Source organism: Pseudomonas aeruginosa, assembly GCF_001457615.1.
Classification (GTDB): Bacteria; Pseudomonadota; Gammaproteobacteria; order Pseudomonadales; family Pseudomonadaceae; genus Pseudomonas; species Pseudomonas aeruginosa.
This window is the reverse complement of the sequence record NZ_LN831024.1, coordinates 2803120-2828043: the sequence shown is the minus strand read 5'-3', so window position 1 is coordinate 2828043 and position 24924 is coordinate 2803120. Positions and strand designations below refer to the sequence as shown.

At 68.1% G+C, this 24924-nt stretch carries 1 protein-coding gene and 1 pseudogene (1 of these 2 only partly in view); both read right to left on the bottom strand.

Annotated features, from left to right (window positions below; translation table 11 throughout):
- A protein-coding gene (locus AT700_RS13005) for a non-ribosomal peptide synthase/polyketide synthase (protein ID WP_048521087.1) crosses the window boundary here: on the bottom strand, window positions 1–12514 show its 5' portion. Its footprint begins 2462 nt before the window's first position; 12514 of the gene's 14976 nt are visible here — the first part of the coding sequence; the start codon lies at window positions 12512–12514; the stop codon falls past the left edge of the window.
- Window positions 12515–24924 (bottom strand): annotated as a pseudogene (locus tag AT700_RS13000) (non-ribosomal peptide synthase/polyketide synthase). It lies immediately after the preceding gene.

The window sequence follows — 24924 nt, the reverse complement described above, 5'->3', positions numbered from 1 at the left end:
TGGCCCGCGCGTCCAGCTCGGCGAACGAGTGGCTGCGCTCGTCGAACACCAGCGCGGTGGCGTCCGGCGTGCGCCGGCTCCACTCGCCGATGCGCTGGTGTACCAGCGGATACCGATCCGGACACGCGCCATCCGCCAACGGCACCCGGGCACTCGGCAAGCCGATGTTGCCCAGGCGGCACTCGGCGTCGCCGCTCAAGGCTGCGAGCAGCCCTTCCATATCCGTGCGCAGGCGCTCGACCGAAGCCACGGCGAAGTGCTCGCGCAGGAACATGTATTCGATCGCCAGGCCGGAATCGTCGCTGGTCACCATCAGGTCCATGGGGAAGTTGGTCAGGCCTGCGCTGCGCATCTCGCCGAAGCGCAGCGAATCGTCGCGCCAGTCACGCAGCGTCCGGTCAACCGGATGGTTCTCGAACACGATGATGCTGTCGAACAGCGATTGACCACTGCGCCCGGCCCAGCGCTGGATGTCGCTGAGCGGGGTGTACTCCTGCTCGCGCATCTCCAGGTTGTAGTCCTGCAAGGCTCTCAGCCAATCGCCGACGCACTGTTCCGGCGCCACTTCGCAGACCACCGGCAAGGTATTGATGAACAGCCCGAGGATCCGTTCCGACGCCTCCAGGCTGGCCGGCCGACCGGCAACGGTGGCGCCGAAGGACACGCAGCGCTGGCCGCTGTAGCGACTCAGCAGGAGCAGCCAGGCGCCCTGTACCAGGGTATTGAGCGTCACTCGCTGGGATTGGGCGAAACGTTTCAGGTGCTCGGTGGCATCGCTGTCCAGGCGCGTGTACAACGCCTGGTGCCCATATCCTTCGCGGGCAGCGTTGAAGGCGTCGGCCAGATAGGTCGGCTCGTCCATGCGTGCCAGTTGGCGGCGCCAGAAGGCCTCGCTGGCCTTGCCATCGCGCGCCCGCAGCCAGGCGATGTAGTGCCGGTAAGGGACGGCGGGCGGCAGGCTGCCGCCGGAATAGAGTTCGAGTATCTCGCCGAACAGCTGCGAAGTGCTCCAGCCATCGATGAGAATGTGGTGGTAGGTCCAGATCAACTGGTAGCGATCCTCGCCCAGGCGCAGCAGGCGTATCCGTTGCAGCGGCGGCTGGCCCAGGTCGAAGCCCTTGCGCCGCTCCTGTTGCGCGACCTGTTCCAGCGCTTCGTCGCTTATCGCCCGCCCACGCCAGTCGAGGACCTCGAACGGCAGCCCGGGATCGGCCAGGACAAATTGCAGGGGCTCTTCCTGGTCCAGCCAGAGGAAGCCGCTGCGCAACACTTCATGGCGCTGCGCCACCGCCGACCAGGCGCGTTGCAGGCGCTGCGGATCGAGTCCGTCGACCGCGATGCTCAATTGGTTGATGTACAACTCGGCGTCCGGGCTGTTCAGCCCGAGGAACAGCATGCCCTGCTGCATCGGCGAAAGGCTGTAGAGGTGTTCCAGCCGTTCGTGGGGCAACGGCAGCGCCTGCACTTGCTGCGGCAGCAGATTGTGCAGGACGGCGCCGTCGGGCACGCTCGCCGGCTCTGCGACGGGCGCCGCCGCGCTGCAGCGCTCGGCCAGCTTGCGAATGTTCTGCAACTGGAACAGGTCGCGCGGGCTCAGTTGCAATCCGGCCTGGCGCGCTCGACTGACCACCTGGATCGAGACGATCGAGTCGCCGCCGAGGGCGAAGAAGTTGTCGGTCACGCCAACCCGCTCGCGTCCCAGGACATCCGCCCAGATCGCCGCCAGTTGCCGCTCCGGTTCGCTGGCCGGTGCCACGTATTCGCCGAGTCCGTCTTCCGCCTCGATCTTCGGCAACGCCTTGCGATCCAGCTTGCCGTTCGGACTCAGCGGCATCCGCTCCAGCGCCAGCCACTGCGCCGGCACCATGTATTCCGGCAGGCTTGTCGCCAGGTGCGCGGCCAGCGCTTCGCGCCAGTCGCCGCCCTCGCTCTCCAGCACCACGTAGCCGACCAACTGCCTGCCGTCCACCGCCAGCACCGCCGCCTCGCGCACCCACGGATGCTCCAGCAGGCGCGCCTCGATCTCGCCCAGCTCGATGCGCAAGCCGCGCAGCTTCACCTGGTGGTCGATCCGCCCGGCGTACTCGATCACCCCGTCGGCGCGGTAGCGCGCCAAATCGCCGGTGCGGTACATCCGCTCCCCGGCCACGAACGGGCTGGCGACGAAACGCTCGGCAGTCAGCCCCGGACGCTGGTGGTAGCCACGGGCCAGGCCCCGACCGGCCAGGTACAGCTCGCCGAGCACGCCCACCGGCACCGGCTCCAGGTTGCCATCGAGGATGTAGCAGGCCAGGTTGGCGATCGGCCGGCCGATCGGCACCGCGTCCTTGCCCTCCTCCACGCAGGTCCAGTGGGTGACGTCGATGGCCGCCTCGGTCGGGCCATAGAGGTTATAGAGGCCGGCCTGCGGCAGCTTGGCGAACACCTGCTGCTGCGCGTCCGCCGGCAGTGCCTCGCCGCTGCAAACGATGCGTTTCAGGCTGGTGCAGGAGGCGACGTCTTCATCCTGCAGGAACGCCTGCAGCATCGACGGCACGAAGTGCAGCGTATCGACCCCCTCGCGATTGATCAGCTCCACCAGCTTCGCCGGATCGCGATGGTCGCCCGGCGCGGCCACCACCAAACGTGCTCCGCTCATCAGCGGCCAGAAGAACTCCCAGACCGACACGTCGAAGCTGAACGGGGTCTTCTGCAACACCGTGTCGCCGACGCCCAGGCCGTAGGCCTGCTGCATCCAGCACAAGCGGTTGCTCAGCGCCGAATGGCGGTTGCCGGCGCCCTTGGGCTTGCCGGTGGAACCGGAGGTGTAGATGACATAGGCAAGATTCTCGCCGTTCAGCTCGACCCCTGGATTGTTCTCGGCATGGTTTTCCAGCCAGGCATCGGCCTGGTCCAGGTCGATCCGCTGCACACCTTGCGCCAGCGGCAGCTTCAGGTGCGACTGGCTGAGCAGCAGTTGCACGCCGCTGTCCTCCAGCATGTAGGCCTGGCGCTCCTCGGGATACTCCGGGTCCACCGGCACGTAGGCGCCGCCGGCCTTGAGGATCGCCATCAGGGCCACGACCATCTCGATAGAACGTTCCATGGCCACGCCCACCAGGCGGTCCGCGCCGATCCCGCGCTCGATCAGGGCATGCGCCAGGCGGTTGGCCCGGCGGTTCAGCTCGGCGTAGTCCAGGCGCTCCTCGCCGAAGGCCAGCGCCGGTGCCGTCGGTGTGCGCTCGACCTGCTCCTCGAACAACCGGTGCACGCCGCGTTGCAGCGGGTACTCGGCAGCAGTGGCGTTCCAGCCTTCCAGCAACTGGTAGCGCTCGGCGACAGCCAGGCTGTCCAGCTCGCCCAACGACGCCCCCGGGTTTTCGCACATCCCCAGCAACAAGCGTTCGAGGCGTTCCGCCAGGCACTCGATCGCCGCCTCGTCGAAAGCCTGGCGGGAATAGCTGTAGTGCAGTTCGAGGGTCTCTCCGGCGCTCACCAGCAGCGTCAGCGGATAGTGCGTCTGCTCCTGGTTGCTAAGCGCGTCGATCCGCATGTCCGTCGGTGTCTCTTCCGCCAGCGCTGCGGAAACCGGGTAGTTCTCGAATACCAGGATGTTGTCGAACAGGGCCTCGCCGACCTGCCCGGCCCAACGCTGGATGTCATACAACGGCGTGTGCTCGAACTCGCGCAGCGCCAGGTTTTCGCCCTGCACCGCCTGCAGCCAGTCGCCGAGCGGCTGCTCCGGACACGGGCTGGCGACCACCGGCAGCGTGTTGATGAACAGGCCGATCTGCTCCTCGATCCCGCGCAACTCCGCCGGACGACCGGATACGGTGGCACCGAAGGCCACGGTGTCCTGCCCGGTGAAGCGTTGCAGCAGTATCAGCCAGGCCGCCTGGACCAGGGTATTGAGCGTCACCTTCTGCTCACGGGCGAACTCTGCCAGGCGCTGGCTCGTGGTGACGTCCAGCTGCCGATAGCGATCGGCATGGCCCTCGGCACTCCGCACCCCGTGGGCGAACGCCGGAACCAGCAGGGTCGGCTCGCCCAGCCGCTGAAGGCGCTGCTTCCAGAACGCCTCGGTGCGACCCGCATCCTGGCGTTGCAGCCAGGCGATGTAGTCGCGATAGCGCCCATCCGAGCGCGACGGCGTCTCGCCGCGGTAGCGCTGCAAGACTTCGCCGAGCAATTGCGAGTTGCTCCAGCCGTCCATCAGGATGTGGTGATTGGTGTAGATCAGGTGGTGCCGGCGCTCGCCGGTACGCACCAGCACCAGCCGCAGCAGCGGCGCCTCGGCGAGTTCGAAGCCGAGCCCGGCCTCGCCGGCGGCGAGGGCATCGAGCGCCTCGGCGAGATCCGCGCGGTCGCGCCAGTCGTGCACGCTGAACGGCACCTCGACGCGCTTGCGCACCAGTTGCAGCGGCTTTTCCAGCGCGCCCTGCCAGAGGAACCCGCTGCGCAGGACTTCGTGGGCATCCAGCGCCGCCTGCCAGGCCTCGCGGAAGCGTTGGGGATCCAGGCCTTCCACGTCCAGACGCATCTGGTTGATGTAGTCGCCGCTGTTCTGCTGGTACAGGCTGTGGAACAGCATACCCTGCTGCATCGGCGACAACGGATAGAGATCCTCCACCTCGCCCGCCGCCAGGGGCAAAGCGTCCAGTTGCCGCTGGTCGAGCCCGGCCAGGGGGAAGTCCGAAGGGGTCACGCCTTCGACATCGGCGGCGCAACAATGCTCGATCAGCGCCAGCAGCTCGTCGCGATAGGCATCGGCGAGGCGAAGGATGCTCGCCTCGCTGAAACGCGCGGCGCTGAAGCTCCAGTCGATACCGAGCCGGCCGGCATAGACCTGGCCGTTGAGACTCAGCCAGTTGTCCAGCGGCGCGTCGCTGTCGCGCTCGCTGCCGGCCGCATCGGCGCTGGGACGGAACAGCGCGGAGGAATCGGCGGAGAAGCTGCCGTCGAACTGTCCCAGGTAGTTGAAGGTGATGCGCGGACTCGGCAGGGCCGCCAGCGCCGCCCGATCCTCGGCGCTGCCGAGGTAACGCAGGGCGCCGAAACCCAGCCCCTTGTGCGGAATCGCGCGCAGTTGCTCCTTGATCCGTTTGATCGAAGCGCCCAGCTCCGCCACCGGCGACAGGCGCAGCGGGAACAGGCTGGTGAACCAGCCTACCGTGCGGGTCAGGTCGATGTCCTCGAACAGCTCCTCGCGCCCGTGTCCTTCGAGCTGGATGAGGGTATCCGCCTGGCCGGTCCAGCGACCGATGACCCGCGCCAGGGCGGTGAGCAGCAGATCGTTGACCTGGGTCCGGTAGGCCGCCGGCGCTTCCTGCAACAACCGGCGCGTGGCCTCTTCGGTCAGCTCGGTACGTGCCGAACGGACATGCCGGACCGATTGCGCACCCTCGCGATCATCGCAGGGCAGTTCGGTGGATACACCTTCGAGCTGCGCCAGCCAGTAGCCGCGCTCGCCCTCCAGGCCGCCGTCGCGGGCATGCGCCTGCAAGCGTTCGGCCCACGCCTTGAAGGCGCTGGTCTTGGCGGGTAGCGCAACGGCCTGGCCGGCCTGCAACTGGCGGTAGGCGGTCTGCAGGTCTTCGAGGAGGATCCGCCAGGAAACCCCGTCCACCACCAGATGGTGGATCACCAGCAACAACCGCTGGCTGCCGTCTCCGAGCGTCGCCAGCAGCGCGCGCAACAGTGGCCCGCTGCCCAGGTCGAGACTGCGCTGGACCTGCTCCGCCAGGGCTTCCAGCGCTTGGCCGTCGGCGACCGACTGCTGCCACAGCAGCACCTCGCCGGCCTCGACCGCGCGGTGTTCGGCGCGCCAGGTCCCGTCTTCGAGGCGGAAGCCCAGGCGCAACGCATCGTGGTGCGCCAGCAACGCCTGCAGCGCCGTTTCCAGAAGCGTACCGTCGAGTGCCTGCCCCGGCTCCAGCAGGACCGACTGGTTCCAGTGCTGGCGCCGCGGGATATCCAGTTCGAAGAACATCTGCTGGATCGGCAGCAGCGGCGTGCTCCCGCTGATCGGCCCCTGTTCGGCGCAGGCCAAGCCCCGGCCCTCGACGGCCACGCCGGCCAGGCCCCGGATCGTCTGGTGCAGGAACAGGTCCCTGGGCGCCAGCCGGATCCCGGCCTGGCGCGCGCGGCTGACCACCTGGATGGAAATGATCGAGTCGCCGCCAAGTTCGAAGAAGTTGTCGTCCAGGCCGACGCGGCCAAGCTTCAGCACATCCGCCCAGATCGCCGCCAGGCGCTGCTCCAGCTCGCTGCGCGGCGCGGTATAGTCCCGCTGCAGGCGGCTGGCGTCCGGGGCGGGCAAGGCGCGCCGGTCCAGCTTGCCGTTGGCCGTCAGCGGCAGGCGCTCGAGGAACAGCAAGTGGGCGGGCACCATGTGCTCCGGCAGGCTCGCCTTCAAGGCCTGGCGCAGCGTGTCGCGCAACGCGGCGGGGTCGCTTGGCGCCGCCTGCGTCACGACATAGCCGACCAGTTGCGTAGCGCCCGGCCCCTCGTGAGGCAGCACGACCGCCTCGGCCACGCCCGGCTGTGCGAGCAGGCGGGCCTCGATTTCGCCCAGTTCGATGCGGAAGCCGCGAATCTTGACCTGGTGGTCGATCCGACCGACGTACTCGACCACCCCGTCGCATCGATAGCGGGCCAGGTCGCCGGTCCGGTACAGACGTCCCCCAGTCGTGGAGAACGGATCGGCCACGAAGCGCGTGCAACTCAGCTCGGGGCGATTCAGATAGCCCCGCGCCAATCCCGCGCCCCCCACATACAGCTCGCCGATGCAGCCCCTGGGCACAGGGTTCAGCCCGGCGTCGAGCAGATACCAGGACAGGTCCGGGATCGGCTCGCCGATCGGACTGGCCGCCCCGCCGTCGAGATCCGCCAGCGACAGCGGACGATAGGTCACGTGCACCGTGGTCTCGGTGATCCCATACATGTTGACCAGGCGCGGCGCTCGATCGCCGAAACGCTCGAACCATGGGCGCAGGGCCTGCACTTCCAGCGCCTCGCCACCGAACACCACATGCCGCAGGGCCAGCGGCGGAACCTCCTGGCCGGCGCAGGCGACCTGCATCAGTTGCTTGAAGGCCGACGGCGTCTGGTTCAGCACCGTCACCCGTTCCCGGCACAGCAGGCGCAGGAAGTCCTCTGGCGAACGACTGGTCTCGTACGGGACGATGACCAGCCTGCCGCCATGCAACAATGCGCCGAAGATCTCCCAGACGGAGAAATCGAACGCGTAGGAGTGGAACAGGCTCCAGGCGTCGTCCGCGGAGAAACCGAACCAGTGCCGAGTGGCATCGAACAGGCGTAGCACGTTGCCATGCGGCAGCAGGGTACCCTTCGGTTTTCCGGTAGAGCCGGAGGTATAGATCACATAGGCCAGGTTATCGACGCCGACGGCGCTCTGCGGATCGCTCTCCGGGTAGCCGGCCCACTCATGCTCCGCGTCCAGCAGCAGGCAGGGCAGGCCCTCGCCGAGCGGCAAGCGCTCGCGCGCCGCGCGCTGGGTCAGTAGCAGGCGGATGCCGCTGTCCTCGATCATGTAGCCCAGCCGGTCGCTGGGGTAGCGCGGATCGAGCGGGACATAGGCGCCGCCGGCCTTGAGGATCGCCAGCAGACCGACGATCATCTCCAGGCTGCGCTCGGCCGCCAGGCCGACCAGCACGTCGGGGCCGACACCGAGTTCGATCAGCCGGTGCGCCAGGCGATTGGCCCGCAGGTTCAATTCGCCGTAGTCGAGCGCGCGTTCGCCGTAGACCACTGCCGTCGCCCGCGGTCGCTCGGCGGCCTGGCGCTCGATCAGGCGGTGCAGACAGGAAGCCGGGGTGAAGTCCTGCGGACCGGGGTTCCATTGCAGCAGGTCGGCACGCGCTTCGGCCTCGTCCAGAAGTTTCAGCTCGGCGATGCGCGCCTCCGGCCGGGCCACGATCGACCGGAGCAGGTTCAGCCAGTGGCCGGCGATGCGCTCGGCGCTCGACGCGTCGAAGAGATCGGTGGCATAGGTCAGTTCGGCAAGCAGGCCATTGGAGGATTCGTAGGTATCCAGGGTCAGGTCGAACTGCGCGGTCTGCACGTCCCAGGCCAGGTCCTCGACCTCGAGTTCGCCCAGGGAGGCGAAACGCGAACCGCGATGATCGTCGCGCTGGTGGTTGTACATCACCTGGAACAACGGCGCATGGCTGAGGCTGCGTTCCGGCTGCAACGCATCCACCAGTTGCTCGAACGGCAGGTCCTGATGACCCTGCGCTTCCACCACCGCCCGCCGGACCTGCCGTAGCAACTCGCGGAACGGCAGTTGCCCGTCGAGTTCGGCGCGCAACACCTGGGTGTTGACGAAGAAGCCGATGAGCCCCTCGGTCTCCTCGCGATTGCGGTTGGCGATGGGTACTCCGACACGAATGTCATTCTGCCCGCTGTAGCGATGCAGGAGTGCCTGGAACGAGGCCAGCAGCAGCATGAACAGCGTGCCCTGCTCGGCCTGGGCCAGCCGCCGCAGGGCTTCGGCGAGTTCCGCCGGCAACGGGATGCCGATGCGCCGGCCGCGATGGCTCTGCTGCTGCGGGCGCGGCCGGTCGCTGGGCAACTCCAGCAACGGCTGCTCGCCGCCCAGGCGGGAAACCCAGTAGCCCAGTTGACGCTCACGCTCGCCGCCATCCATCCATTGGCGTTGCCAGGCCGCAAAGTCGGCGTACTGGATCGGCAACTCCGCCAGCGCGGGGGGCTCATCATGCCGAAGCGCGGCGTAGACGCGGATCAGTTCGTCCACCAGGACCTGCATCGACCAGCCATCGGCGATGATGTGGTGAAGAGTCAGCACCAGCACGCATTCGTCCGTCGCCAGCGGCAACAGCAGGACCCGCAGCAGCGGTCCGCGTTGCAGGTCGAACGGCCGATGGGCCTCGGTTTCCACCAGCCCCTTCAGGTCTTCGCCGGCCACCGGCGGTCGTCGCTCCTCGATGGCTATCGGCAGCGTCGGGTGGATGACCTGCCGCGGCGCACCATCGTGTTCGACGAAGGTGGTGCGTAGCGTTTCATGGCGCTGCACCAGCAGGTCCAGGGCACCCTGCAGGGCATCGCGCCGCAGCGGTCCCTTCAGACGCAACGCCACCGGGATGTTGTAGGCCGCGCTGTGCGGATCCAGGCGCCAGATGAACCACTGGCGTTCCTGGGCGAACGACAGCTGCGGCGATGCGTCCCTGGCGCATCGGACGATCCCGCCCTGGGCGGCCGGCGCCAACTGCGCCACGGCCTGCGCATAGGCGCGCAGGGTGCTGTGCTCAAACAGGGTACGCAGCGGCACCTGCAGGTCGAGGCGGCGGCGTACCCTGGAAACCACTTGGGTCACCAGCAGCGAGTGGCCGCCCAGCTCGAAGAAGTTGTCGTCCCGACCGATGTGGCCGAGCTTGAGGACCTCGCTCCAGATCGCCGCCATGGCCCGTTCCAGCTCGCCCTCGGGCGCGACATGGGCGTCCCGGACCGCGCTCGCGTCCGGCAGCGGCAGCGCCTTGCGGTTGATCTTGCCGTTCGGCGTCAGCGGCAGGTTCTCCAGCAACAGCATGTGCGCCGGCACCATGTAGTCCGGGAGAACCGCCAGCAGGCTGTTCTTCAATGCACTGCGCAGTTCCTGCTGGCGCGCCGACTCGGCGTCGACCAGCGCGGCCTCGGTGGGCACCAGGTAGGCCACCAGGGTCGGCCCGGCCACCCCCGGCTGGGCGACGACCACCGCCTCGCGCACGCTGTCCTGCTCCAGCAGGCGCGTCTCGATTTCGCCGAGTTCGATGCGGAATCCCCGGATCTTCACCTGATGGTCGATCCGTCCAAGGTATTCGATGACCCCATCGGCGCGGTAGCGAGCCTGGTCGCCGGTGCGGTACAGGCGCGAACCGTCGGCGGCGAACGGGTCGGGCAGGAAGCGTTCGGCGGTCAGGCCGGGGCGGCGATGGTAGCCACGCGCCAGGCCGTCGCCGCCGATCAGCAGTTCGCCGGCGACGCCGGGCGGACATGGGTTCATTTCGCTGTCGAGGATGTACAGAGCGGTGTTTTCCAGCGGCCCGCCGAGGAACGGCCGGGCCTCTTCGCCGAGGCGGAACCGTGCCGACCAGATCGTCGTCTCGGTCGGCCCGTAGAGATTCCAGGTCGATGCCGACAATCCGCGCATACGCGCCGCCAGGTCCTCCGCCAGCGCCTCGCCACCGCACAGCAGGGTGCAGCCACGCAGCAGGTCGACACGCTCGCTGTCGCACAGCATCCGCCAGGTCGCCGGGGTCGCCTGCAATACCGTGACGCCCTGCCGCTCGACCAGATCGAGCAGGGCCTCGGGATCCTGGGCCTGCTCGCGGCTGGCGAGCAGCATGCTGGCGCCACGCGCCAGCGGTACGTATAGCTCCAGGCCGAAGATATCGAAGGAGAAGGTGGTCACCGACAGCAGACGGTCCCGCGCCAGCATGCCCGGTTGCCGGGCGATGCTGCAGACGAAGTTGGTCAAGGCTCGATGGCGGACCATCACGCCTTTCGGCTGGCCGGTGGAACCGGAGGTGTAGATCGCGTAGCAGAGACTGTCGGGCGCCTCCGGCAGGTCCGGGTTTTCCGCCGGGTAGCCGTGCACCAGTCGCTCCAGGTCGTCGAGTAGCAGGCTTTGCAGCCCATCCGACTGCGGCAGGCGCGCCAGCACGCTTTGCTGGCTGAGCAACAGGCGCAGTCCGCTGTCGTCGATCATGTACTGCAAGCGGTCCGCGGGATACTGCGGATCCAGCGGCACATAGGCGCCACCGGCCTTGAGCACCGCCAGCAGGGCCACCACCATGGGTACGCCGCGCTCCAGCGCGATACCGACCAGTACATCGCTGCCGACACCCTCCTCGCGCAGACGCCAGGCGAGGCGGTTGGCCAACGCATTGAGTTCGGCGTAGCTCAGGCGTTCCTCGCCGAACAGCAAGGCCGGCGCGTCCGGGGTCAGCCCGGCCTGGGCCTCGAACAGGCGATGCACACCCTGCCCGGCGGGATATTCGCTCGCCGGCAGACGGCTGCGTTGCAGCAGCGTGGCGCGCTCCTCGGCGTCGAGCAGCGGTAGGTCGCCGAGGCGTCTCCGCGGCTCGGCGACGACGGCCTCTAGCAGGTTGCGCCAGTGACGTGCCAGGCGCTCCACGGTCGCAGCCTCGAACAGGTCGGTGGCATAGGTGAATTCGGCGTGCACGCCCTGTTCCGATTCGTAGGTGTCCAGGGTCAGGTCGAATTGCGCGCTGTGCGCGCCCCACGAGAGGTCCTCGACGCTCAGCCCCGGCAACTGCGCCGCCAGCGACTGGCGACCTGCGGAACCCAGGTTCTGGTGGTTGTACATGGCCTGGAACAGCGGGCTGTGGCTGAGACTGCGCTCCGGCTGCAAAGCCTCGACCAGTTGCTCGAACGGCAGGTCCTGATGTGACTGGGCGCCGAGCGCGGCGACACGGGTCTGCTGTAGAAGGTCAAGGAACGGCATCTGCGCATCGAGATCGGCGCGCAGCACCTGGGTGTTGACGAAGAAGCCGATGAGCCGCTCGGTCTCGACCCGGTTGCGGTTGGCCACCGGCACGCCGACGCGGATCTCGTCCTGGCCGCTGTAGCGATGCAGGAGCGCCTGGAACGAGGCCAGCAGGAGCATGAACAACGTCGTCCCTTCGCGCTGCGCCAGCGCCTGCAACTGTCGGCCCAACGCCTGCGGCAACTGCAGTTCATGGCGCGCGCCACGGTAGCTCGGCAGCGCCGGGCGCTGGCGGTCAGTCGGCAGTTCGAGCACGCTCTGCCCTCCGCCCAGCCGCGCCATCCAGTACTCCAGCTGGCGCTCGCGTTCGCCGGCTTCCAGCCAGTGTCGTTGCCAGATCGCATAGTCCGCATACTGGATCGGCAAATCGGGCAGCGTCGCCTCGACGCCTTGCCGGCGCGCGCCGTACAGGGCAATGAGTTCCTCCACCAGTACCCGCATGGACCAGCCGTCGGCTGCCACATGGTGGATGGTCAGGGTCAGCACGTGATCGTCGGCCGCCAAGCGCAGCAGGCGCGCGCGAAGCAGCGGACCGTTACGCAGATCGAAGGGCTGTTGCGTCTCGCTTTCAACGAAAGCGCGAATCTGCGCCTGCGCGTCGTCGTCGCCCGCCAGCGTAACCGGGACGGGTACGTCGACCGACGCCAGCACCTGCTGGCGGAAGCCATCCAGTTGTTCGTCCTCGACGAACACGGTGCGCAGGCTCTGGTGGCGTTCGACGATGGCGCCCAGGCTGGCGGACAGCGCCTCGACGTCCAGTTCGCCACGCAGGCGCAGCGCCGAGGGAATGTTGTAGGCGGCGCTCTGCGGGTCCATCTGCCAGAGGAACCACTGGCGCTCCTGGGCATAGGACAACGGGATACGCTCGAAGGCCGAGGCCACCTCGGGAATCGGCAGGTTGGCCGGCGTCACGCCCTCCTCCTGCATCTTCGCCAGGTACAGCTTGCGCTTGTCGAGAGGAAGCGTGATGAAGCGCCGGGCAACCCGCAAAGCTACGCTCATGTCCATTCAAACTTCCTCCATTTCATCAAGCAGGGCTTCCAGCTTGTTCAGTTTCGATGTGTCGACCTGCCCACCGGCCTTTTCCAGATTGCTGACGAAAAGCCCCAGGGTCGGGAATTGGAACAACAGTTGGGGGGTGAGCTTCATGCCCAGCTCCAGTTGAATGCGCGAAATCACGTTGATGGCCAGCAGCGAGTGCCCGCCGAGTTCGAAGAAATGGTCGTCGAGGCCAACCCGCTGGAGTTTCAGCACCTCCTGCCAGATCGCCGCGACCTGGCATTCCAGCTCGCTGCGCGGCGCCACGTAGGCCTCCTGGAGGAGACTGGCGTCAGGCGCCGGCAGAGCCTTGCGGTCGACCTTGCCGTTGGGGCTCAGCGGCAGGCGTTCGAGGAACAGCAGGTGCGCCGGCACCATGTATTCGGGGAGGCTGTCGCGCAGCAGGGCCTTCAGCTCGTTGCGCAGCGCGGCCTGTACCTCCAGCGTGGCGCTAGCCAGCGCTTCCGCTTGCGGCACCAGATAGGCCACCAGCTGCGCCCCGGCAGCACCCTCGACGGCGATGACCAGGGCCTCGCGCACCGCCGGGTGCTCGCCGAGGCAGGCCTCGATCTCGCCCAGTTCGATGCGGAAGCCACGGACCTTGACTTGATGGTCGACCCGGCCGACGTACTCGATCACCCCGTCGGCGCCGTAGCGTGCCAGATCGCCGGTGCGGTACAGGCGGCCGCCGCCCTGCTCGTCGAACGGATCGGGAATGAAGCGTGCGGCCGTCAGGTCGGGACGCTTGAAATAGCCACGCGCCAGCAGCTCGGCGCCGATCACCAGCTCGCCGACCGCCCCGACCGGCGCCGGTTGCCCGGCATCGTCCAGCAGATAGATGGCGCGGCCCGGCAGCACCTTGCCGATCGGCATGGTCGCCGGGATCGCCTTGCTGCCGTCGACGTAGGGCGCGCAATCCAGGGTGGTGACCGTGACGGTCGCCTCGGTGGGGCCGTAGGTGTTGAGCAGGCGCACATGCTCCAGCCCGGCGGCCTTCCATGCCACCAGGCTTTCCGGCGGCATCGCCTCGCCCCCGGCGTGGACCTGACGGAGCGCGCCGTAGTCGCGCACGCCCTGGTTGGCGAAGTCCTTGGCCAGCATGTTCCAGTAGGCGGTAGTCAGGTCCACCGTGGTGATGCGTCGCTCGACGATCTCCCGGTACAGCGTCTCGCTGTCCCAGATCTCGGTGCCGCGCAGCACCACCGAGGCGCCACAGGCGAGCGGTGGGTAGAGCTGCTCGACGAAGCCGTCGAAATTGAAGGTGGAGAATTGCAGCACCCGGTCGTCCGGCCCGATGCCGAAGAACTCCAGCGAAACGTGGGTATGCCGCGACAGGCTCTCTCGGCTGATGCCGACGCCCTTGGGACGGCCGGTGGAACCGGAGGTGAACATCACGTAGGCGAGGTTCTGCGGATGCGCCCGCAACTGCGGGTCGCTCGCCGGACGGTCCTGCCAGTCCCACGCCTGGTCGAGCGCCAGGCAGGCGATCCCGGAGGCCGCTGGCAGGCGTTGCAGCAGGTGGCTCTGGCTGAGCAACAGGGCGATGCCGCTGTCCTCGATCATGTAGCCGAGGCGCTCCTGCGGATATTCCGGGTCCAGCGGTACGTAGGCGCCGCCGGCCTTGAGCACCGCCAGCAGGCTGACGATCATTTCCAGCCCGCGCTCGACGGCGATCCCAACCAGCACGTCAGGCCCCACGCCCAGCTCGATCAGGCGGTGGGCCAGGCGGTTGGCCTGGGCGTTGAGCTCGCCGTAGCTCAGCTGGCGCTCCTCGAAGAGCAATGCCACCCGCTCGGGCTCCATCGCCGCGCGGCTGGCGAACAGCTGCTCGACGCTGCGCTCGTCCGGATAGCGTCCCGGGTTGCGCCCCCAGTCGAAGATCGCCTGGCGCCGCTCCGCTGCTTCCAGCAGCTGGAACTCGGCCAGGCAGGTGCTGGCCGGACGCTCGACCATCTGCGCCAGCAGGTGCGTCAGGTGACGATCCAGGCGCGCCACGCTGGCGTCGTCGAAATGCTCGCGGTCATAGGCGAACTGCAGTTCCAGGCGCTGCCCCAGGCTTACGCTGAGGGTCAACGGGTAGTTGGTCTGCTCGTGGTTGCCCACGGCACCGAAAGCCAGGCCTTGCGAGGCCTGCTGCTGGAGCATCTGCGAAACGGGGTAGTTCTCGAACACCAGGATATTGTCGAACAGCGCCTCGCCGCCCTGCCCGGCCCAGCGCTGGATGTCGTACAGCGGCGTGTGTTCGAATTCGCGCAGGGCCAGGTTCTCGCCCTGCACCGCCTGCAGCCACGACGCCAGGCTCTGCTGCGGAAGCGGGGTAGCGATGACCGGCAGGGTATTGATGAACAGGCCGATCTGCTCCTCGATACCGTTCAGTTCAGCCGGGCGACCGGCGACAGTAGCGCCGAAGGCCACGCTGTCCTGTCCGGTATAGCGTTGCAGCAACATCAGCCAGGCGGCCTGGACCAGGGTATTGACGGTGATCTTCTGCTCGCGGGCCAGCTCGGCCAGGCGCCGGGTCTGCTCGCCATCGAGCTCGCGCAACCGTTCCGCGTAGCCCTTGCCGCGCTGCTTGGCCTGGGCGATCGACTGCCCCAGGCGGGTCGGCTCGTCCAGTTGGCGCAGGCGCGGCAGCCAGAAGGCCTCGGCGAGCGCGGCGTCCTGGCGCTGCAACCAGGCGATGTAGTCGCGATAGCGGCCGCCGGAGCGCGGCGGCGTTTCGCCACGGTAGCGCTGCAGTACCTCGCCGAGCAGCTGCGAGTTGCTCCAGCCGTCCATCAGGATATGGTGATTGGTGTAGATCAGGTGGTAGCGCTCTTCGTCCGTGCGCACCAGTACCAGGCGTAACAGCGGCGCCTCGCTCAGGTCGAAGCCCAGCCGGCCTTCGCCGGCAGCCAGCTCGTCGAGGGCCGCCGCCAGGTCCTCGCGACCGCGCCAGTCAAGTACGCTGAACGGCACTTCGACACGCTTGCGCACCACCTGCAGCGGCGTCTCGAAGGCGCCCTGCCAGAGGAACCCGCTGCGCAACACATCGTGCTCGTCCAGCGCCGCCTGCCAGGCCGCGCGGAAGCTCTCCGGATGCAGACCGTCGACGTCGACCCGCAGTTGATTGATGTAATCGCCGGCCTCCTGCTGGTACAGACTGTGGAACAGCATGCCCTGCTGCATCGGCGATAGCGGGTAGAGGTCCTCGACTTCGCAGGGCGCCAGCGGCAATTGGTCGAGACGCGCCTGGTCAAGGCGCGCCAGCGGGAAGTCCGAGGGCGTCAGACCCTGGCCCTCGGCCACGCGGCAGTGGGCGATCAGCGCCAGCAGTTCGTCGCGATAGGCGTCGGCCAGGCGCTGGATGCTGGCGATTTCGAAGCGCTCGCCGCTGAAGCTCCAGTCGATGCGTAGTTCGCCGCCATAGATGCGTCCGTTCAGCGCCAGCCAATTGGCCAGCGGCGCGTCCGGGCTCTGGTCGTCGCCGGCACGCTCGCCGGCCGGAACGAACAATGCGCCCTCCTCCATGGCGAAACTGCCGTCGAACTGGCCGAGGTAGTTGAAGGTGATGCGCGGCACCGGCAACCCGGCCAGGGCTGCCTGGCTCGCCGCGCTGCCCAGGTAGCGCAGGGCGCCGAAGCCGATGCCCTTGTTCGGCACCGCGCGCAGTTGCTCCTTGATGCCCTTGATCGATGCGGCGATGCCCTCGGCCGGCGTCAGGCGTAGCGGGAACAGGCTGGTGAACCAGCCCACCGTGCGCGTCAGGTCGATCTCGGCGAAGAGTTCTTCGCGACCATGTCCTTCCAACTGGATCAACGCATCGACCTGCCCGGTCCAGCGGCAGATCACCCGCGCCAGCGCGGTCAACAGCAGGTCGTTGACCTGGGTGCGGTAGGCGGCCGGCGCTTCCTGCAGCAATTGCCGGGTCGCCTCGGCGTCCAGTCCGCAACTGACCGAACGGGCATGGCGGTTGCTCTGGTCGCCCAGCGGGTCGAGGCACGGCAGGTCGCTGGAGGCGCCCTGCAATTGCCCTTGCCAGTACGCCAGTTCGCCATCCAGGCCGCCGTCACCGGCAAACGCCCGCAGGCGCTCGGCCCAATCCCTGAAGGCGCTGGTCTTGGCCGGTAGCTCGACGGCCTGACCCGCCAGCAACTGCCGGTAGGCGGTCTGCAGGTCTTCGAAGAGAATACGCCAGGACACGCCATCCACTACCAGATGGTGGATAACCAGCAGCAGGCGCTGGCTGCCGTCGTCGAAAGTCGCCAGCAGGGCGCGCAACAACGGCCCATCGGCCAGGTCGAGACTGCGCTGGACTTCGTCGGCAAGCGCCCGCAGCGCCGCCAGGTCGGCGACCCGAGCGACGCGGAGCAGCGCCGCAGCGCCCTCTTCCACACCCCGGTGGCGCGCCGTCCAGCCGGCCGCCTCGCGGGTGAAGGACAGGCGCAGCGCATCGTGGTGCGCCAGCACGCCCCGCAGGGCCTGCTCAAGGTGCCGGGCATCGAGCGGCTCGCGGGCTTCCAGGAGTACCGACTGGTTCCACCAGTGGCGCTCGGCGACCTCTTCGGCGAAGAAACCCTGCTGGATCGGCAGCAACGGCGTGACGCCGGTCACCGGTCCCTGGTCGATCGCCAGCACCTGCGTACCGCTCTCGGCCAGCGGAGCCAGGGCACCGATGGTCTGCGCCTCGAAGAGCATCTTCGGAGTGAAATGGATGCCGAGCTGGCGCGCACGGCTGACCACCTGCAGGGAAATGATGGAATCGCCGCCGATCTCGAAGAAGTTGTCGGCCAGGCCGACCTGCTCCAGCTTCAGCACCTCCGCCCAGATCGTCGCCAGTTGTCTTTCCACTTCGCTGCGCGGTGCCTGGTAGTCGCGTTGCTGCTGGTCGGCACTGGGCTTGGGCAGGGCCTTTCGATCCAGCTTGCCGTTGGGGGTCAGCGGCATGCACGCCAGGAACAGCAGATGCGCCGGCAACATATACTCGGGCAAGCGTTCCTTCAGCGCCTTGCGCAAGGCGTCGCGGCAGGCCGCCTGGGCACCGGCATCCTCGACCAGCGCCGGATCCTGCGGGACCACGTAGCCGACCAGTTGCTGGCCGCTGGCACCCGCCTGGGCGACCACCACCGCCTCGCGCACCGCCGCCTGCTCGCGCAGGCGTGCCTCGATCTCGCCCAGCTCGATACGGAAACCGCGGATCTTCACCTGGTGGTCTACCCGTCCCAGGTAGTCCACCACGCCATCCGCCCGCCCACGGGTCAGGTCACCGCTGCGATACAGGCGGCTGCCGGGCGCGCCGAAGGGATCCGGCACGAAACGTTCGGCGGTCAGTGCCGGACGCTCCAGGTAACCGCGCGCCACGCCTTCTCCGCCAAGGTACAGCTCACCGGCCACACCGACCGGCAGCAGGTTCAACTGGGCATCGAGGATGTAGCCACTGCGATTGCCCAGCAGCGTACCTATCGGCATGTAGGCGGCGCCACAGGGGTCGTCCGGGCGGGCTTTCCAGAGCAGCGGGGTGACCACCGTTTCGGTCGGTCCGTAGCCGTTGAACAGGTATTGCGGGCGTAGCGCGCGCCAGGCCAGGTCGTAGCTGGCCTGCGCCACCGCGTCGCCGCCGAAGCAGTAGACCCGGGCCGCCGGCGGGTTGCCGTCGCGCTCGGCGTGCTCGGCCAGTTGCTGCAGATAGACCGGCGGGAACACCGCGACGGTGACGCCGTGGCGATGCATCTGCGCGTAGGTCTGCTCCGGCAGCCACAGGCTGTCGTCGCGGATCAGCACCCGCGCACCGTTGATCAACGGGTGCATCCAGCCTTCATGGGAGCCGTCGAAGGCGAACGACATGAAGTGCAGCTCGCAGTCCGCCGGGGTCATCTCGTAGCGCTCGCCGGTAGCCACGATGTGCGCCGCCAGCGGGCCGTGGGACACTGCCACGCCCTTGGGCATGCCGGTGGAGCCGGAGGTGTAGATCACATAGGCCAGGTTGTCGCCATGCAGCGCCACCTCTGGATCATGGGCGGGGAAACCGGCCCACTCCTGTTCGCGGTCCAGGCACAGGCAGGACAGCCCGTCGGGAATCGGCAGTCGGTCGAGCAGGTGGCTCCGGGTCAGCAGCAGGTGCGCGCGGCTGTCCTGCATCATGTACAGCAGGCGTTCGCGCGGGTACTCGATGTCCAGGGGCACGTAGGCGCCGCCGGACTTCAGCACGGCGAGGAAGGCAATCATGATTTCCGCACTGCGCTGCATGGCGATCGCCACCCGCACCTCGGGACCGACGCCGCGGGCGATCAGCGCATGTGCCAGGCGATTGGCCCGGCTGTCCAGCTCGGCGAAGCTCAGCACCTGGTCGTCGAACAGCACCGCCGGCGCGTCCGGGGCCAGGCGTGCGCGCTCCGCCACCCGCTGGTGGATCAGCGGCGAAGCGGGGAAGCCCGACTCGCTGCGGTTCCACAGCGAATCGATCAGCGCGCGCTCCTCGGCATCCAGCAGGCTCAGCTCGACCAGAGTCCGTTCGGCGTTGTCGACGAAGCCTTCGAGCAAGTTCAGCAGGTGCCGGTCCAACTGCTCGACCGCGGCATCGGAAAACGCCTGACGGTCATAGCTGTATTGCAGCGACAGACTGTCGCCGACGCCCAGGGCGACGGTCAGCGGGTAGTTGGTCTGTTCATGATTGCTCACCGGGCCGAAGCGCACGCCGCCTGGCGACCCCTTTTCCAGGGCTTCGGCCACAGGGTAGTTCTCGAATACCAGCAGGCTGTCGAACAGCGCCTCGCCGAGCCCGGCCCAACGCTGGATCTCGAACAGCGGCGTGTGCTCCTGCTCGCGCAGCGCCAGGCTGCGCGCCTGCACCTCCTGCAACCAGTCGGTGAGGCGCATGCCCGGTTGCGGTGTGGCGACCACCGGCAGGGTATTGATGAACAGGCCGATCTGCCTTTCGATCCCGGCCAGTTCGGCGGGACGGCCGGCGACGGTGGCGCCGAAGACCACCGTATCCTGCCCGGTGTAGCGTTGCAGCAGTAGCGACCAGGCGGCCTGCACCAGGGTATTGAGGGTCACCGCGTGCCGCTGGGCGAACGTCTTCAGGCGCGCGGTGCGTGCCGGCGGCAGGCTGCGCTGGAACTGGCCGCTGCCGACCTGCTCGCGCTCGGCGGCGACCGCCTGGGCCAGGCGTGTCGGCTCCAGCAGTTCCGCCAGTTGTTCTTTCCAGAATGCTTCGCTGACGCGCTTGTCCTGTGCCTGCAGCCAGGTGATGTAGTCGCGGTAGCGCCCACCCGTGCGCTCGGCCTGTTCGCCGGTGTAGCGAGCGAGCACCTCGCCGAGCAGCTGCGCGCTGCTCCAGCCATCCAGCAGGATGTGGTGGTGGGTGTAGACCAGGTGGTAGCGCTCTTCGTCCATACGCACCAGGACCAGCCGCAGCAAGGGCGCCTGCTCCAGCTCGAAACCCCGCCGGCGTTCGCTCGCGGCCAGCTCGTCGAGAGCCTCGGCGAGCGCTTCGCGACCACGCCAGTCATGCTCGGCGAACGGCAGTTCGAGGTGTTTGTGGATCACCTGGAGCGGCTGCTCCAGATCGCCCTGCCAGAGGAAGCCGGCGCGCAGGATGTCATGACTGTCCAGCGCCGCCTGCCAGGCGGCGCGGAAGCGCGCGGGATCGAGTCCATGGACGTCGACTCGGAGCTGGTTCAGGTAATCGCCGGAAGCCTGCTCGTAGAGCGAGTGGAACAGCATGCCGTGCTGCATCGGCGACAGCGGGTAGATGTCCTCGATCCGCGCCAGAGGCAGGCGATCCAACTGCTCCTGGCGCAACGTCGCGAGGGGAAGTCCGACGGCGTGGCGCCGACGTTGCCCTCCTGGCAGCAATGCTCGATCAGCGCGTGCAGCTCCCGCGCGTAGTCATCGACCAGGCGCTGGACGGTCGCCTCGGCGAACATTTCCCGGCTGAAGCTCCAGTGCAGGCTCAGCTCGCCGCCGTAGACCTGGCCTTCGATGCTCAACCAGTTGGCCAGCGGGGCGCACGGATCCTGGGCGGCGCCGGCGCTTTCCGTGGCCGGTACCAGCAGCGCCGCTCCATCGAACTGACGGTCGAACCGGCCCAGGTAATTGAAGGTGATCCGCGGCTGCGGCAGTGCGGCCAGGCGGGTCGCAGCCTCCTCTCCAGCCAGGTAGCGCAGCAGGCCGTAGCCGACACCCTTGTCCGGCACGCCGCGCAGTTGCTCCTTGATCGCCTTCAGCGACTCGCCGAGGTCCGCGGCCGGGGTCAGGCGCAGCGGGAACAGGCTGGTGAACCAGCCCACCGTGCGGCTCAGGTCGATGGCCTCGCCGAGGTCCTCGCGGCCGTGCCCTTCGAGCTGCACCAGCACGCTGGCGTCGCCGCTCCAGCGGCAGGTCGCGCGGGCCAGGGCGGTCAGCAGCAGGTCGTTGACCTGGGTCCGGTAGGCCGCCGGGGCTTCCTGCAGCAACTGCCGGGTACGCTCGGCGTCCAGGGTCAGGACGAGCTTGCGCTCATGGCGGTTTTCCAGGGCGCCGTGCGGGTTTTCGCATGGCAGCGCATGCGGAGCGTCGTGCAGTTGCGCCTGCCAGTAGTCGAGTTCGTCCAGGCGCGCGCCGGCCTGTTCGTGCAGGTGCCGGCTCCAGGCCTGGTAGGAACTGCTACGCGGCCCGAGATCGGCGTCGAGGTCGGCATAGAGACGCTGCAGGTCTTCCAGCAGGATGCGCCAGGACACCCCGTCCACCGCCAGGTGGTGGATGACCAGCAGCAGGCGCTGGCTGCCGTCGGCCATGTCCACCAGCAGCGCACGCAGCAGCGGCCCCTGTTCGAGGTCGAGGCTGCGCTGGGCTTCTTCGCAAAGCGCCAGCAACACCTCCTCGGACCCCGCCTGCCGGCGCCACAGCGGCTCGCCGGCCTGCTCGGCGTAGGCCTGGTGCCAGGCGCCGCGCTCTTCGCGGAAACGCAGGCGCAGGGCATCGTGCTGCGCCTGCAGGCGTTCCAGGGCACGCCCCAGCCGGTCGCCGTCGAGCGGCTGGCGCGCCTGCAACAAGAGAGACTGGTTCCAGTGCTGGCGGTTGGGAATCGACTGCTCGAAGAACCAGCGCTGTACCGGCGCCAGCGCCACCTCGCCGCTTGCCGGACCCTGTTCCGCCGTCGCCGCACCCGCCTTGGCCGCCAGGGCCAGGCTGCGGATGTTCTGGTGCTGGAACAGGTCGCGCGGGCTCAGTTGCAATCCGGCCTGGCGCGCACGGCTGACTACCTGGATCGAGACGATCGAGTCGCCGCCGAGGCTGAAGAAGTTGTCGTCCAGGCCGACCCGCTCGACGCCCAGCAGGTCCTGCCAGATTTCCGCCAGGGTTCGCTCCACTGCGTTGCGCGGTGCGCTGTAGCCTGCCTGCGCCACGCTTACTTCAGGCGCCGGTAGCGCCTTGCGATCCAGCTTGCCGTTCGGACTCAGCGGCATCCGCTCCAGCGCTAGCCACTGCGCCGGCACCATGTATTCCGGCAGGCTTGTCGCCAGGTGCGCGGCCAGCGCTTCGCGCCAGTCGCCGCCCTCGCTCTCCAGCACCACGTAGCCGACCAACTGCCTGCCGTCCACCGCCAGCACCGCCGCCTCGCGCACCCACGGATGCTCCAGCAGGCGCGCCTCGATCTCGCCCAGCTCGATGCGCAAGCCGCGCAGCTTCACCTGGTGGTCGATCCGCCCGGCGTACTCGATCACCCCGTCGGCGCGGTAGCGCGCCAGGTCGCCGGTGCGGTACATCCGCTCCCCGGCCACGAACGGGCTGGCGACGAAACGCTCGGCAGTCAGCCCCGGACGCTGGTGGTAGCCACGGGCCAGGCCCCGACCGGCCAGGTACAGCTCGCCGAGCACGCCCACCGGTACCGGCTCCAGGTTGCCATCGAGGATGTAGCAGGCCAGGTTGGCGATCGGCCGGCCGATCGGCACCGCGTCCTTGCCCTCCTCCACGCAGGTCCAGTGGGTGACGTCGATGGCCGCCTCGGTCGGGCCATAGAGGTTATAGAGGCCGGCCTGCGGCAGCTTGGCGAACACCTGCTGCTGCGCGTCCGCCGGCAGCGCCTCGCCGCTGCAAACGATGCGTTTCAGGCTGGTGCAGGAGGCGACGTCTTCATCCTGCAGGAAGGCCTGCAGCATCGACGGCACGAAGTGCAGCGTATCGACCCCTTCGCGGTTGATCAGCGCCACCAGCTTCGCCGGATCGCGATGGTCGCCCGGCGCGGCCACCACCAAACGTGCCCCGCTCATCAGCGGCCAGAAGAACTCCCAGACCGACACGTCGAAGCTGAACGGGGTCTTCTGCAACACCGTGTCACCGACGCCCAGGCCATAGGCCTGCTGCATCCAGCACAAACGGTTGCTCAGCGCCGAATGGCGGTTGCCGGCGCCCTTGGGCTTGCCGGTGGAACCGGAGGTGTAGATGACATAGGCAAGATTCTCGCCGTTCAGCTCGACCCCTGGATTGTTCTCGGCATGGTTTTCCAGACAGGCATCGGCCTGGTCCAGGTCGATCCGCTGCACACCTTGCGCCAGCGGCAGCTTCAGGTGCGACTGGCTGAGCAGCAGTTGCACGCCGCTGTCCTCCAGCATGTAGGCCTGGCGCTCCTCGGGATACTCCGGGTCCACCGGCACGTAGGCGCCGCCGGCCTTGAGGATCGCCATCAGGGCCACGACCATCTCGATGGAACGTTCCATGGCCACGCCCACCAGGCGGTCCGCGCCGACCCCGCGCTCGATCAGGGCATGCGCCAGGCGGTTGGCCCGGCGGTTCAGCTCGGCGTAGTCCAGGCGCTCCTCGCCGAAGGCCAGCGCCGGCGCCGTCGGTGTGCGCTCGACCTGCTCCTCGAACAACCGGTGCACGCCGCGTTGCAGCGGGTACTCGGCCGCAGTGGCGTTCCAGCCTTCCAGCAACTGATAGCGCTCCTCGGCATCGAGCATCGGCAGCGAGTCGACGCTGGCCTGCGGGTTTTCCAGCATGCCGCGCAGCAGGTTCTGCCAATGCCGCGCCATGCGCTCGACGGTCCGCGCCTCGAACAGGTCGGTCGCGTAGGTCAGCGCGGCGTACAGGCGGCCGCCCTTCTCGTAGGTATCCAGGCTCAGGTCGAACTGGGTGGTACGGCTCTTCCAGTCGAGCTGGCCGAAGCTCAGGCCGGCCACGCTGTCCAGCGCCTCGATGTCGGCCACCAGCGGCTGGTGGTTGTACATCACCTGGAACAGCGGGCTGTGGCTCAGGCGGCGCTCGACCTTGAACGCCTCGACCAGGCGTTCGAACGGCAGATCCTGATGGGCCTGGGCGCCAAGTACGGTGTCCTTGAGCCCGGCCAGCAGGGTTGCCACCGACGTGCGGCCGTCGAATACCGAGCGCAGCACCTGGGTGTTGACGAACAGGCCGATCAGCCCTTCCACCTCGGCGCGGTTGCGGTTGGCGATGGGGACGCCGACCCGCAGGTCGGTCTGCCCGCTATAGCGTTGCAGGAGGATATTGAAGCCGCTGAGCAACAGCATGAACAGGGTCAGCCCCTGGCGTCGGGCGGTGCCGCGCAGGGCCTCGGCCAGGGCCGGCTCGATGCTGAACTCGTAACGGCTGCCACGGTAGCTGGGAACCGCCGGACGCGGGTGGTCGGTCGGCAACTCCAGGACCGGATGCCGCTCGCCGAGCTTGCCGCGCCAGTACTCCAGCTGGCGCTCCTGCTCACCGGCCTCCAGCCAGCTGCGCTGCCACAGGGCGTAATCGGCGTACTGGATCGGCAAGGCCGGCAGGCCGGGCTCCGCGCCAGTCGCATAGGCACTGTAGAAACGACTGAATTCTTCGATCAGCACGTTCATCGACCAGCCGTCGGACACGATGTGATGCAGGGTCAACAGCAGCACATGCCGCTCCTCGCCCAGGCGGATCAGGCGGACCCGCAGCAACGGCCCCTCGCACAGGTCGAACGGCTGCAACGACTCGCGCTGCGCCTCCTCGCGCAGGCGGGCTTCCTGCTCGGCCTCGGGCAGGCCGCTGCAATCCTCGAAGGCAACCTCCAGGGGGCGTTGCAGGGGCGCCTGCGCCAGGCTGTCGTCGGCGCCGCGCGGGAACACCGTACGCAGGGTTTCATGACGCTGCACCAGGCTGGCGAAGGCGCGCTCCAGCGCCTGGCGATCCAGCGGTCCGTTCAGGCGCACCGCGCTGGGCAGGTTGTAGGCGCCACTCTGTGGCTCCAGGTGCCAGAGGAACCACATGCGCTGCTGGGCGTAGGACAGGCGGTCGCGCTCGGCCGAAGACACGCCGGCCGGAATCGGGAACAGCGAGAAATCGATTCCCTCCCCTCGCAGGGTTTCGAGGAAGACCCGACGCTTCTCAACGGGTAGTTCGATAAAGCGGCGGGCGAGCTTGAGGGAATCTTCTGCGTTCAT